Here is a 13586-nt window from a genome sequence, read left to right as displayed (position 1 = left end):
CGTTCAGCCGGGAAAAGCCAACTCGCTTGGGCCGCCTCAACTTTCGAGGAACAGGCTGTAGTCGCGCATCAGCTGGTAGCAGCGCATGTCCAGCACCGAGACCAGGTCATCGTCCTCGATGCCTGCCCGCCGCTTCAGCATGCGGGTAGCGGCGAGCTGGGTCGGCTCGTTCATGCCCTGCACCGCGGCCAGGATATCGGGATCGTGGCTGAGCGAATAGTCGAACAGGAAGTCGATCGTCTGCGGATCGAAATCGAAGCCGAGGAAGACGATCTTCTTCGATCCGGCGATGGCCCCGTGCATGGCGGTGACATACTGCCGGTTGCGCAGCCGCTCTGACGCGGTGACAATTTCCTTCACCAGGTTGTGGAGGTTCCACGGCTCCTCGTTGCCCCATTCGACATCGGGCCCTTCGCCCGGTTCCCACGGCAGGCGGCCGACTCTGCCGAAGGGGTGGATCACGTTGAGCCTGGCCCCGACCATGGCCCGCGCCTCGCCCAGCGTCATGCCGAAGGCCATCGACACCACGAAGGGCAGGTAATGTTGGATCGACCGGTCATAGCCGAAATTGATGATCGACAGGTTCTCGAACGCCTTGTCCGCCTGGTTGCGCGGCACGCCCGAAGTAATCAGCCGGCCAAGCTGGAACAGCCAGTTTTCCTGCCCTCGCAACGGCAGGTCACCCGCATCGCGCGGCTCGACCATCAGCGGCGAGCGCGCTTCTGCCTGCAGGGTGAGATAGACGATGGCGAGCTTGCCTGCGGCCATCACCAGTGGATCGGTATTGTGCTGCTCGAGCACGGCGTCGATCGCGGTGCCGACCTTGGCCGAGACGCGGATTTTTTGCCCGGCCTCCATCAGCTTGTCGCGGGTGGCGCCCATCTGGCGGGCGAACTTGTCGAAATGCCTGGCCAGCATGACCATGTCGCGCGTCTGCAATTCGGACCCAAGCCGCGCAAAATCGAACCCGGCGGCGATCTTGCCCAGCAATTCGCGCTTGTCCGGCAATTCGATTTCCAGCCCAGCGCCTGGGCCGATGACCAGTGTAGTCTTGGTCCTGATCATTAACGAAAGCGCCCCGCCCGCATGGTTTTCATGCGGATGGCGTTAGGGGATGATGGTTAATATTTTGGGTTGGGGTGGGTTTGGCGGGAATGTTGTGACGTCCGGAATGGCGCTCAACATTCTGAAAGCTGACTTTCGGTAAACGACCCCATTCCGGTCATCCGTTGGGGCTGATACATAAAAGGTATGACAGCCGATCGATCTGAAGTTCCTAAGCGCTTCGAGATAGCTCGCCGTTGGCAATGGCCGGCCGTCGTTGCCTCTGCCGCCTTCTTTCTGAGCTGCTTCATTGGTTGGCCATTGGGCTATTTTTGGCCATCGGCTATTGGGCTAGTTCTTTTCATTCCCGCAGCCGCGCTATTCAACGTCAAGTGTGATACCTGCGGCTACCCAGCATTCCAAGAATATAAGGCCGACGAGCGCTTGAGGCTCGATAACCGATTCTGGACCCGCTTTTGGGGCAAGGAGTACGGCGGTGTGCATTTACCGCTTCGATCTGAATGTTCGAAATGCGGGACGCGTTTCGTGAACGAGCAAGGCTGACTGCGCAAACCGGCCATTCCGCTATCCACCCAAAGACCGACATTCCGCGCCATAATTTGCTCGACCAATAGCTGCCTTTCGAAAACCTGCAGCCAGAAGCCACCCTACCCCGCCAGCCCCGCCGCCTTGAGCAACGCCTCGGTGCTGGCGTCGAAGCTCTCGCCGCCCTTTTCGATCCGGTTCGCCATCACCTTGCCCAGTTCCACGCCGAACTGGTCGAACGGGTTGATGCCCATCAGCACGGCGTTGGCGAAGGTGCGGTGTTCGTGGAAGGCGATCAGGGCGCCCAGCGTGGTAGGGTCGAGATCGTCGAGCAGGATCGTGGCCGAGGGGCGGTCGCCCGGGAAGGCGCGGGCCGGGTCTTGCCCATCGGCGCTCATGTTGCCGCCCGCCATCAGGGCCGCGCCTTGCGCAAAGCAGTTGGTCAACAGGATGCGGTGGTGTGCGGGGTCGAGGTCATCCCCCGGCGCGATGCAGGCGATGAAATCGACCGGCACGAGGTTGGTGCCCTGGTGGAGCAGCTGGAACACCGCGTGCTGGGCATCGGTGCCCACCCCGCCCCAGGTGATCGGCGAAGTCGAAAAATCCACCGCCTCGCCATCCGCCGTCACGCTCTTGCCGTTCGATTCCATTTCCAGTTGCTGGAGGTAGTCGGGCAGCAGGGCCAGCCGCTGGTCATAACAGAACACCGCCCGCGTCTGGCAGCCCTTGAGCCGCGTGTAGTACTGGTCGGCAAAGGCCGCGCGTAGGGCCAGGTTGGCGCGGCCATCGGTATCGCGGAAATGCAGGTCCATGATCGCCGCGCCCGCCAGCATTTCCTCGAACTCGGCCGAGCCGATGGCGACCGCGACGGGAAAGCCGATGGAGGACCACAGCGAATAGCGCCCGCCGACAGACTCCGCGAAAGGCAGCACGCGGGTCTCGTCCACGCCCCACTCCACCGCCTTTTCGGGATAAGCCGTCAGCGCGATCACACGGCCCAGCGGATCGGGCACGCCATTGTCCTCCAGCCACGCGAGCGCGCTGGCGGCGTTGGTCATGGTCTCGATCGTGGTGAAGGTTTTGGAGGCAACGGCGACCAGCGTGGTGGCGGGATCACAGGCGCGAAACGCATCTTCCAGCGCCACGCCATCGATGTTGGACACCACGTGGACATCGACCTTGGCAAACTCGCGCGCCAGGGCATCGACCGCCAGCGCCGGGCCCAGCGCCGATCCGCCGATGCCGATGTGGATCAGGTGCTTTACCTCGCCCAGCGCGCCATCGTGGATGGCATCGACCAGCAGGGCCATGCGCGCGCGCAGGGCGGCGGCTTCCTCCACGCTGGCGTCCTTGCCCACGCCGCGCAGGGCCGAGTGTTCGGCGGCGCGGTTCTCGGTGGGATTTACCACTTCGCCGGCGAACAGGCGGCGGCGCATCTCGGCAAAGTCGCTCGCTTCGGCCAGGGCCTCGAAGCCATCGAGCAGCGCGTCGGACAGGTGGGTTTTCGACCAGTCGAACAGCATCGACCCCTCGCCCACTTCCAGCGTGCCGGTCAGCTTGGCGACGCGGTCGGCATCGGCGGCGAACAGCTGTGCCAGGGTCTGCTGCGGCAGGGTGGAAAGGGCGTTCCAGGCGGCGTTACGCGGAGTGGACAAGGCTGATTCCCGTAAAACAGTGTGCAAGTGCAACATGGATAGGCCGTCCGTCGATCAAAGCTAGAGGTATGTCGCCATTTTTCTTGACCTTGCCCCGCCCTGCCAACAAGACCCGCCCATGAGCGAAAACGACAGCCAGATCGACACTGCCAACATCCGCGAGATCGAGGAGCCTGCCGCTTCCGCCGCGCCCGCCAAGGCCGCCAAGAAGGACAAGCCCGAGGATGCGGGCAGCTTTGCGTGGTTCTGCATCAAGCTGATCATCATCGTGCTGGTGTTCCGCAGCTTCGTGTTCACCAGTTTCAACATCCCCAGCGAGAGCATGATGCCGCGCCTGCTGGTGGGCGATTACCTGTTCGCCGCCAAGTGGCCCTATGGCTATTCCAGCCGCTCGCTCCCCTTCAACGCCCCACTGATCCCGGGCCGCGTGTTCGGCTCCACCCCCGATCGCGGCGATATCGTGATTTTCCAGCATCCGCTGGACAACACCGACTATATCAAGCGGGTGATCGGCCTGCCGGGCGATACGGTGCAGATGGTCAACGGCGTGGTCCATTTGAACGGCACGCCGGTGGGCTTCGAGCAGGTGGACGATTTCGTCCTGCCGATCCGCCCCGATGGCCGCTGCCGGTATGTCCGCTTCACCGTGCAGCAGGCCGATGGCTCATTCGCCTGTAGCTACCCCCAGTTCCGCGAAACGCTGCCCAATGGCGTGTCCTACACCATCCTCGATTTCGGGCTGGAACCGCAGGACGTGACCGCGCCGGTCGTCATTCCCGAAGGCCGCCTGTTCATGATGGGCGACAACCGCGACAACTCGCTCGACAGCCGTTTCCCGGCAGAGATCGGGCGCGGCATCGGGCTGGTGCCGGTGGAGAACGTGGTCGCCAAGGCCAGCTTCATGTACTGGTCGACCGATGGCAATGCCGAATGGGGCAAGCCGTGGACCTGGTTCACCGCGGCGCGCTGGAACAGGCTGTTCCGGGGGATCTGATGCAGGACAGGATGCGGCTCGATCCCGCCACGCGGACCTGGCTCGAAGGGCTGGGCTTCACCGTGGTGCATGAACCCCTGTGGTTCGAGGCGCTGACCCACGGCAGCACGGGCGACGCGCGCGATTACGACCGGCTGGAATTCCTGGGCGACCGGGTGCTGGGCCTGTCGATTGCCGAATGGCTCTATGGCGCCAGCAAGGCCAGCGCCGAAGGCACCCTGGCCCAGCGGCTGAACGCGCTGGTCAGCCGCCAGTCCTGCGCCGAAGTGGCCCGCGCAATCGGTGCGCGCGAGCACGTCCGCCTCGGCAAGCAGGCGCGCGACGATGGCGCTGCTGACAGCGACAACGTGCTGGGCGACATCATGGAAGCCCTGCTGGGCGCAGGCTTCATCGAGAACGGCTTCGATGCCACCCGCGACGTGGTCCGCAGCCTGTGGGCAGAAGCGGTCGATGGCCATGCAGGCCGCTCCAAACATCCCAAGAGCGCGCTGCAGGAATGGGCCGCAGGCAACCAGCGCAAGCCCCCGCATTACGAAGTGGTCGAACGATCCGGCCCCGATCACGCCATGCGCTTTACCGTGCGGGTCAGTGTACACAAGGTCGGCGCGGTGGAGGCCACGGCATCCAGCAAGCGCGACGCAGAGGCGGAAGCCGCCAAGCTATTCATGGAGACATACGGGTGACTGACAGCGTGATTGGGAATGCGGAGACGAAATGCGGCGTGGTCGCCGTGATCGGCGCGCCCAATGCGGGCAAGTCCACGCTGGTGAACCAGTTGGTCGGCCAGAAGGTCGCCATCACCAGTTCCAAGGCGCAGACCACCCGCGCCCGGCTGATGGGCATTGCGCTGGAAGGCGAGACCCAGCTCATCCTGGTCGACACCCCCGGCATCTTCGAGCCCCGGCGCAGGCTGGACCGCGCCATGGTCAACGCCGCCTGGGAAGGCACCCATGCCGCCGACGTGGTGCTGCTGGTGGTGGACCCCATCAAGAAGCGCCGCCACGAGCTGATGCCGCTGATCGACGCGCTGAAGGGCCGCCCCGAGCGCAAGATGCTCGTGCTCAACAAGGTGGACGCCGCGCCGAAGGAAAAGCTGCTTGAACTGGCGCAGGAATTTGCCGCGCTGGTCGATTTTTCGGACGTGTACTTCGTGTCCGCCCTGACGGGCGATGGCGTGCCCGAACTGAAGGCGCACCTCGCCAGCCTGATGCCGCAAAGCGCCTGGCACTATCCCGAAGATCAGGTGTCCGACGCCAGCGAACGCCTGCTCGCTGCCGAAGTGACGCGCGAACAATTATATCGCCAGCTGCACGAGGAACTGCCCTATGACAGCGCCGTGCGGCACGAACAGTACCTGCAGCGGCAGGATGGCAGCGTGGAAATCCACCAGCAGATCGTGATCGCGCGCGACAGCCAGAAAAGCATCGTGCTGGGCAAGCAGGGCAGCCGCATCAAGGCCATCGGCGAAGCCGCACGGGCCGAGCTGGCAAACATACTGGGTGTAAAGGTCCACCTCTACCTCCATGTAAAGGTGGACGAAAAGTGGATCGAAAACCGCGAGATCTACGAGGAAATGGGGCTGGACTGGGTGAAGTGAGGGGCTGGCTTGCCAGCTTCGGGGCGTTGCTGTGCGCAAGCTGCGCCACTCTGCCGCAAACGGCCGCGCTGACGCCCGGATCGCACTATGTCGCGCTGGGCAGCTCCTATGCTGCAGGTGCCAACATTCCACCACTCGCCAATGACAGGCCGCAACGCTGCGGTGCTTCGCAGGTCAGCTATGCGCGGCTGCTGGCGGCCCGGCTGGCGCTGGACCTGACCGACGCGTCGTGCGGCGGCGCGACGACCGAGCACCTGCTCGCCGCATGGGACGAATTGCCCGCCCAGATCGATGCCTTGCGCGCCGATACCCGGCTGGTCACGGTCACCGTCGGCGGGAATGACCTCAACTATATGGGCCTCATGTTCACTGCCAGTTGCCACGCGGGCGTGGGAAATCCGCGCACTCCCGAAGGATCGGCAGAGCAGTGCCCACCCCTGCCCGTACCGGCGGAGGCAGACTATGCCGCCGTGGAAGACAGGCTTGCTCTCCTGTTCGCGGCAATCCGCCGCCGTGCGCCCTCGGCCCGCGTGGTGCTGGTGCAATATGTCGCGCTGGCGGACGAAACCGCCTGCGATGCCGCGCCCTTGCTGCCCGAACAGGCAACCATCACCCGCGAAGTCGCCCGCAGGCTGGCCTTGGCGAGCAGTCGGGCGGCACAGCGTGGTGGCGCAGAAGTGCTGCCGGTGGACGTCCTGTCGCGGGATCACACGCCCTGCTCGCCCGATCCGTGGTCGCGCGGCCACCATGCGGAATACGATGGCACGCAAGGCGCTCCGTGGCATCCCACGGCAGCGGGCCATGCGGCGATCGCCGATGAGCTGGCAGCCCTGCTCGGGGCCTAGACCTGGCCCGCAACCGGCTCCCTCAGCCGATAGCGTGTCAAACTGCACAGCGCCGCCACAACCGCCAGCACGCAGGCGAACAGCATGGGCGCGGGGCCCATGCCAAGGTCGCCCGCCAGCAGGATGCCCACGGCCACAGCCGCCAGCGTCTGGCCCAGCAGCCGCGCCGTGCTGAGCAATCCGCCCGCCGCTGCCGCGCGGTCCTGCGGGGCGCGGCTGATGAGGAGGCGGGTGTTGGGGGCGAAGAACAGGCCAAAGCCCAGCGCCGTAAGGGCGAGGCGCATGGCAATGCCCCATTCGCCCGGATTGTCCGGCATGAAGGCGAGCAGCAGCAGGCCGATGATCGCAATCACCATGCCGGTAACACCCAGCTTGGTGGCGGCAATACGATCGCTCATCCAGCCAGCCAGCGGCGCCACCACCAACATGGTCAGCGGGAATGGCAGGAGCAACATGCCCACGGTCTGCGGATCATAGCCCATGCCTTCCTGCAGGCGGAACGGAAGGCTGAGCATCAGGGTGCCCGCCGCAATGAAGCTGGCCATGCCGCCCAGCGCCGACAGGCCGATCGCGGGCTTTGCCATCAGGTCGACCGGCAGCACTGGGTTGGCGTTCTTGCGCTCGCGCCTTACCAGCAGGACCACGCTCGCCACGCCAAGCGCCCCCACCACCGCGCCCAGCGGCACATCGCCATGTGTGCCGATCTGGATGCCGCCGATCACCAGGAGCATGGTCACTGCGCTCCAGATCGAGCTCACCCATTCGGAGCGGCGGTCCTGCGGCTGGGGATCGGGCAGGAACCGGCCCATCAGCAGCGAGATCACCGCCAGCGGGGCAGCGGCCACGAAAACCCAGTGCCAGTGGAAATGGGCCACGATCCACCCGCCCAGCGTGGGAGCGAGCGCAGCGGAACTCGCCACGATTACGCTGTTGATGCCAAGGCCCGTCCCCAGCCGCGCCGATGGATAGGTTTGCCGCAACATGGCCGCCGAAACGCTCAGCGCCATGGCCGCGCCGATTGCCTGCAGGGCGCGCAGCCCCAGCAGCACCCACAGGCTATCGGCAAATATGCACAGGCCCGATGCCACCATGAACAGGCCCTGCCCGTACTGGTACAGCCGCCGGTGGCCGATCCGGTCACCCAGGCTGGAGAACGGCAGCAGCAGCATGACCAGCACCAGCTGGTACACCGTCACCACATTGGTCACGACCGAATTGGACACCCCCAGATCGCGCGCGATGGTGGGCAAGGCGACCGTCGGGATCGCCCCGTCGATCACCAGCAGGGCCGTGCCAAAGCTGATCGCGACAATCGCCCAGGTCCGGCGCGGGGTGGGCAGGCCGGGACGGGATTCGGTGGTTGGTGCAGGTGGGGCGGGATCCGCTTCGCTCATGGCAGCGCAATGCGCGGGAATGGGAAAGGGTTCAAGGCTGAGGTTGCACTACCGCTTCTTCGCAATCGCGATGGCGTTGGCCTTGGCGAAATCCTTGGTCGATTCCTCGCTGCGGCCCAGCGCCTTGGCGATTTCCTTCAGGCCCTTGCCCTTGCCCGCAAGGGTGCGCAGCTTGCCCGCTTCCTCGCCGTTCCACGGCTGCTTGTGGCGTTCGAAGCGTTCGGCGGCCATTATTCGGCTCCTGACTTGGCGGCGGGTTTCTTCGCCGCAGCCTTCTTGGCCGGAGCCTTCTTCTTGGCCGCCGGTTTCTTGGCCGCCTTGCGTCCGCCCTTCTTCTTGGCAGGGGCAGCGAGCGCGCGGGCGGTGATGAGGTCCACCGCCTGGTCCTCGGTAAGGTCCTCGGGCTTCATGTCCTTGGGGATCGTGGCGTTGGTCGTGCCATCGGTGACATAGGGGCCATAGCGGCCCGGCATCACCTTCATCTCGCCGCCCGACGTTGGGTGCGGGCCGAAAGTCTTGACCGGTTCGGCCTTGGCGCGGGTGCCGGGGCCGCGGTTGGCGGCTTCGGCCAGCAGGGTAACCGCCGTGTTCATGCCGGTGTCGAACACGTCGCGCGTGCCCGTGAGCTTGGCATATTTGCCTTCGTGCTTGAGGTAAGGGCCATAGCGGCCGATGTTGGCCTCGATCGGCTCGCCCGTTTCGGGATGCATCCCGATCACACGCGGCAGGGCCAGCAGGCGCAGCGCCCATTCGAGGTCGAAATCGTCGATGTCCTTGGGGATCGAGGCGCGCTTGGCCTCCTTGCCCTCGCCCAACTGGATATAGGGGCCGTAGCGCCCGGTGCGGCGTTCCACCGGCAGGCCTGTTTCAGGGTCCGTGCCCATGGAGGTATCTTCCGAACCATCGCCCTCGCCCGGCTGGCCGAACTTGCGGCGGAAGGCGCATTCCGGATAGTTCGAGCAGGCAATGAAGGCGCCGAACTTGCCACCGCGCATGGACAACCGGCCCCCGTCGCGCCCTTCGGCCAGGCATTTCGGGCAGGCGCGCGGATCGGTGCCATCGGCCTGCGGCGGGAACAGGTAATCGGACAAAAACTCGTCGAGCTGCTCGGTCACTTCAGAGGGCTTGAAGTCCATCACCTCGTCGCTGGCAGGCTTGAAATCGCGCCAGAAGGCTTCGAGCACTTTCTTCCATTCGGCCCGCCCACCCGACACCTCGTCCAGCTCGTCCTCCAGCCCGGCGGTGAAATCGAAAGCGACATAGCGCGGGAAGAAGCGCTCGAGAAATGCCGTCAATAATCGACCCGAATCCTCTGCAAAGAAACGGTTTTTCTCCATGCGGACATAGGTCCGGTCGCGCAGGGTCTGGATCGTGCTGGCATAGGTGGACGGCCGCCCGATACCCAGTTCCTCCAGCCGCTTCACCAGGCTCGCTTCGGAAAAGCGGGCTGGCGGCTGGGTGAAGTGCTGGATCGCATCGACCGCCTTCTTGGCCGGCAGGTCGCCCTGGCGCATAATCGGCAGCAGCGCGCCGTCCTCGTCATCATCGGCCTTGGCGTCGCGCCCTTCCTCGTAGACCGCGAGGAACCCGGCGAACTTCACAACCTGCCCGGTGGCGCGCAATTCGTGGCGGCCGGTGGCATCGCGCATGGTGACGGTAGTGCGTTCGAGCAGGGCGGTCGCCATCTGGCTCGCCATGGCGCGCTTGAAAATCAGGTCATAGAGCTTGGCCTCGTCGCCTGATCCGGCGCGGTCGCGGGTGAATTCGGTCGGGCGGATCGCTTCATGGGCTTCCTGCGCGTTCTTCGCCTTGGTGGCATAGAAGCGCGGCTTTTCGGGCAGGTAGTGCCCGTCGAACCGGTCGGCCACAGCCTTGCGGCAGGCGGAAATGGCGGTGCCATCCATCTGCACGCCGTCGGTCCGCATATAGGTGATCGCGCCTGCCTCATACAGGCTCTGGGCGCAGCGCATGGTGTGGCTGGCGGAAAAGCCCAGCTTGCGCGCAGCTTCCTGCTGCAAGGTGCTGGTGGTGAACGGCGGCGCGGGATTGCGCTTCAGCGGCTTGGTCTCGACCTCCTCCACGGTAAAGCGGCCCTGCTCCACCGCCTGTTTGGCGGCCATGGCCGTGCCCTGTTCGCCGATGGTCAGGCGCTCGATCTTGTTGCCGTCGAACTTGACGAGGCGCGCTTCGAAACCGGTGCCGTCATGCTCCATCTGGGCAGTGACAGACCAGTATTCCTGCGGCCGGAAAGCCTCGATCTCGCGCTCCCGCTCGACAATCAGGCGCAGGGCGACAGACTGCACGCGGCCAGCCGATTTCGCGCCCGGCAGCTTGCGCCACAGGACGGGGCTGAGCGTAAAGCCGAACAGGTAATCCAGCGCACGGCGGGCGAGGTAGGCGTCGATCAGGTCGGTATCGAGCTGGCGAGGCGACTTCATCGCTTCTGTCACCGCCTGCTTGGTGATGGCGTTGAAAGTGACCCGCTCGACTTCCTTGGGCAGCGCCTTCTTCTGTTCGAGCAACTGGTAAAGATGCCACGAAATCGCCTCGCCCTCGCGGTCAGGGTCGGTGGCGAGGATCAGGCGGTCGGCCTTCTTCGAGGCATCGGCAATCGCCTTGACCTGGTCGCGGTTGCGCTTTTCGGCGTAGATTTCCCAGTCCATCGCGAAACCATCATCCGGCCGCACGCTGCCATCCTTCGGCGGCAGGTCGCGGACGTGGCCATATGACGCCAGGACCTTGAAGTCGGCGCCCAGGTATTTCTCGATGGTCTTCGCCTTGGCGGGCGATTCGACGATAACAAGCTGCATGATGAGGTAACTGGATCCCTACACGTGTACGTACGCACGAGGGTGGCGGGATTTCGGAAGGTTCGTCAAGCGGGGGATTGTGTTGCCAAACTCACCCGCCCGCCAGCATGGCGCACCAGCATCCCCGCCAGTTCTATCTCCAGTAGCGCCAGTTGCACTGCGCCAGCGCTGGAACCGGTCTGGCGGACCAGTTCGTCCACCGGCACGGGCGCGGTGGTGAGGAGGCGGGCTATGTCGGCGGGTTCGTCGGCCAGGTCATCCTCGGCATAATCCCAGCGTTGCGCCGGTTCGCGGAAGGTGGAGCGCGGGGTGCCGTCGAAGCCGGACAAGAGCTCGGCCACGTCCTCGGGCGAATGGACCAGCACCGCGCCTTCGCGGATCAGGCGGTTGCAGCCTTCGCTGCGCGGTTCCAGCGGGCTGCCGGGGATGGCCATGACCTCGCGCCCCGCTTCCCCCGCCAGCCGCGCGGTGATGAGCGAGCCCGATTTGGGCGCGGCTTCCACCACCAGCGTGCCGAGCGACAGGCCCGCGATGATGCGGTTGCGCTTGGGGAACAGTTGCCCGCGCGGTTCGGTACCGGGCGGTTCCTCGGCCACCAGCAGGCCTTCTGTGGCGACCTGTTCCTGCAGGTCGGCGTGTTGCGGCGGATAGGCGATGTCGATGCCGCTGGCGATCACGCCGATCGTACCGCCCAGATGCGCCGAGAGCGCCCCCTGGTGCGCCGCGCCGTCGATCCCGCGGGCAAGGCCGGACACCACGGTGAACCCCTCGCCCGCCAGCGCTGCGGCGAAATCGCGCGCCAGCTTGACCGCCGCCGCGCTGGCATTGCGCGCGCCGACCAGCGCCACGCAGGGCGCCGCGGCCAGCGCCAGGTTGCCGCGCAGGGTGAGGATCGGCGGGGCATCGTCCATCGCGCCCAGCATCGGCGGATAGTCCGCCATGTCGTGGAACACATAGCGCGCCCCTGCCCGCCGCACGGCTTCCACCTCTCGCTCGATCCGGTCAACAGGGGCAGCGCGATAGGTGCGGGTGCCGCGCGCGGCGAGATCGGGAAGGGCCTCCAGCGCGGCCACGGCATTGCCGAAGCGGCGCAGCAACTGGCGATAGCTGACGGGGCCGATGTTGGGCGAGCGCAGCAGGCGGATGCGGGCGAAAGCCTCGTCCTGCGTCAGGGCAGGCCTTGCCGCCGCTTCCACGTTCATGCCTTGCGGCCGATCCTGGGTTCCGTCCCCGCCCGCAACCGGGCGATATTGGCGCGGTGGAGCCAGACCACCAGCAAGGCGATCACTGCCAGCACCGGCACGAATTCCACCGGGCCAAGGATCGCCGCAGCAAGCGCCGCCGCCACAACCGCGCTCATCCCCGCCAGCGAACTGATGCGCCCCAGGGCCAGCACCGCCAGCCACACCGCCGCATAGGCCAGGCCCACCGGCCAGGCGAGCCCGAAGGCCACGCCCGCATTGGTCGCCACGCCCTTGCCGCCCTTGAACTTCAGCCACACCGGGAAGCAGTGCCCCAGAACCGCCCCCAGCGCCGCCGCCGGGACAGGGCCGGTTGCTGATCCACTGGCAGCGAACAGGTGCCAGGCCACCAGCACCGCCGCCAGCCCCTTGCCCATGTCGAGCAGCAGGGTGGCCGCCGCCAGCCCCTTGTTCCCCGTCCGCAGCACGTTGGTGGCGCCGATATTGCCGCTGCCGATATTGCGGATATCCCCCTGCCCCGCCGCCAGAGAAAGCAGCAGGCCGAACGGAATCGAGCCGAGCGCATAGCCGAGCAGCAGGGCGTAAATAGTTTCCATGTCCAACAGCTTAGGGCCCTGCTTTCCTTTTGCCCATTGGTAAGTAAAAGGCGTGACCACGGCAAGACGGCCCACGCAGGAGCTCATCCATTCCCGACCCATCCGCCCCGATCCTGATCTTCGATTCCGGCGTTGGCGGGCTCACCGTGCTGGCCGAAGTGCGCAAGGTGCTGCCCCAGGCGCCGGTGATCTACGTGGCCGACCGGGGCGCGCTGCCCTATGGCGACAAGTCGGAGGCCGAGATTGCGGCGCGGGTCTGCGGGCTGCTGGGGCGGCTGGCGGAGCGATATCACCCGCGCCTCATCTGCATTGCCTGCAACACCGCAAGCACCATTGCGCTGGGCATGGTGCGCGAGGTGCTGGAGGTGCCGATTGTCGGCACGGTGCCTGCCATCAAGCCTGCCGCCGCCATGACCAGGACCGGCGTGATTGGCCTGCTCGGCACGGCGGCCACGATCCGCCAGGGTTATGTGGACCAGCTGGAGAGTGAATTTGCGGGCGGCAAGACCCTGCTGCGCCATGCCGCGCCTGAACTGGTCGGCGCGGCGGAGCTGAAACTGCGTGGTGGCTCGCCCGATCCGGCCATTTTCGCCCGCGCTGCCGAGGGCCTGCGCAGCCAGCCGAGCGGCGACCAGATCGACACCGTGGTCCTCGCCTGCACGCACTTTCCGCTGCTGGAGGCTGAACTTTCCGCAGCTTTCGGGGGACAAGTCGCCTTTGTTGACGGAGCGCAAGGAATTGCCCGGCGCGTGGCCTATCTGACACAAGGCCAGCCTTGGGATGGTCCGCAAGGCAGTCAGGATCAGGACTTCGCAATTGTCACAGGCGACCCGGCAGATAATCCCGCTCTTCTCAGCGCCCTCGCACCCTTCGGAATCGGCAGAATTCTGCCACTCTGATGCG

At 65.6% G+C, this 13586-nt stretch carries 12 protein-coding genes; 5 read left to right on the top strand and 7 right to left on the bottom strand.

Features of this window, described 5'->3' with window-relative positions:
• Positions 1-36: 36 nt before the first annotated feature.
• Positions 37-1065, bottom strand: a complete 1029-nt coding sequence (locus tag M3P36_RS09855; protein WP_249703076.1) for a hypothetical protein — start codon at positions 1063-1065, stop codon at positions 37-39.
• A 647-nt stretch (positions 1066-1712) separates the two neighbouring features.
• Positions 1713-3245, bottom strand: coding sequence for a glucose-6-phosphate isomerase (pgi, locus tag M3P36_RS09850; RefSeq protein WP_249703075.1), 1533 nt, complete (start codon positions 3243-3245; stop codon positions 1713-1715).
• A gap of 118 nt (positions 3246-3363) precedes the next feature.
• Here pgi and lepB point away from each other — a divergent pair, with 118 nt between their 5' ends.
• From lepB to M3P36_RS09830, 4 genes are read left to right on the top strand one after another with little or no spacing between them, the layout of a single operon-like run.
• Entirely contained in the window at positions 3364-4239 is an 876-nt protein-coding gene (gene lepB, locus M3P36_RS09845) for a signal peptidase I (RefSeq protein ID WP_249703074.1), read from the top strand.
• A gap of 11 nt (positions 4240-4250) precedes the next feature.
• Positions 4251-4922, top strand: a complete 672-nt coding sequence (gene rnc, locus M3P36_RS09840; RefSeq protein ID WP_249703136.1) for a ribonuclease III — start codon at positions 4251-4253, stop codon at positions 4920-4922.
• Positions 4919-5836 (top strand): GTPase Era, encoded by a 918-nt coding sequence (gene era, locus M3P36_RS09835; protein WP_249703073.1) that lies wholly within the window; start codon positions 4919-4921, stop codon positions 5834-5836. Before rnc ends, era begins: the two co-directional genes overlap by 4 nt.
• Positions 5833-6681, top strand: coding sequence for an SGNH/GDSL hydrolase family protein (locus M3P36_RS09830; RefSeq protein WP_249703072.1), 849 nt, complete (start codon positions 5833-5835; stop codon positions 6679-6681). Before era ends, M3P36_RS09830 begins: the two co-directional genes overlap by 4 nt.
• On the opposite strand, the gene M3P36_RS09825 is transcribed toward M3P36_RS09830, so the two are convergent.
• The 5 genes from M3P36_RS09825 to plsY form a co-directional block, all read right to left on the bottom strand.
• Complete coding sequence (locus tag M3P36_RS09825; RefSeq protein WP_249703071.1) at positions 6678-8075, bottom strand: MFS transporter; 1398 nt, start codon at positions 8073-8075, stop codon at positions 6678-6680. The genes M3P36_RS09830 and M3P36_RS09825 overlap by 4 nt on opposite strands.
• A 48-nt stretch (positions 8076-8123) precedes the next feature.
• Complete coding sequence (locus tag M3P36_RS09820; RefSeq protein WP_249703070.1) at positions 8124-8306, bottom strand: hypothetical protein; 183 nt, start codon at positions 8304-8306, stop codon at positions 8124-8126.
• Positions 8306-10885, bottom strand: a complete 2580-nt coding sequence (topA, locus tag M3P36_RS09815; RefSeq protein ID WP_249703069.1) for a type I DNA topoisomerase — start codon at positions 10883-10885, stop codon at positions 8306-8308. The genes M3P36_RS09820 and topA overlap by 1 nt, the downstream gene beginning before the upstream one ends.
• Before the next feature lie 65 nt (positions 10886-10950).
• Positions 10951-12087 carry a DNA-processing protein DprA gene (dprA, locus tag M3P36_RS09810; RefSeq protein ID WP_249703068.1) on the bottom strand — a complete coding sequence of 379 codons (1137 nt, stop codon included), beginning with the start codon at positions 12085-12087 and terminating at the stop codon, positions 10951-10953.
• The gene (plsY, locus tag M3P36_RS09805) at positions 12084-12683 is read right to left on the bottom strand and encodes a glycerol-3-phosphate 1-O-acyltransferase PlsY (RefSeq protein ID WP_249703067.1); all 600 of its coding nucleotides are present in this window, start codon (positions 12681-12683) and stop codon (positions 12084-12086) included. The genes dprA and plsY overlap by 4 nt, the downstream gene beginning before the upstream one ends.
• An 89-nt stretch (positions 12684-12772) precedes the next feature.
• Between plsY and murI the strand changes: the two genes are divergently transcribed.
• Positions 12773-13582, top strand: coding sequence for a glutamate racemase (gene murI, locus M3P36_RS09800; protein ID WP_249703135.1), 810 nt, complete (start codon positions 12773-12775; stop codon positions 13580-13582).
• The last annotated feature ends 4 nt before the right edge of the window (positions 13583-13586 follow it).

Origin of the sequence: Altererythrobacter sp. KTW20L, assembly GCF_023501975.1 — a bacterium.
Classification (GTDB): domain Bacteria; phylum Pseudomonadota; class Alphaproteobacteria; order Sphingomonadales; family Sphingomonadaceae; genus Alteraurantiacibacter.
This window is presented reverse-complemented; position numbering and strand designations above follow the sequence as displayed.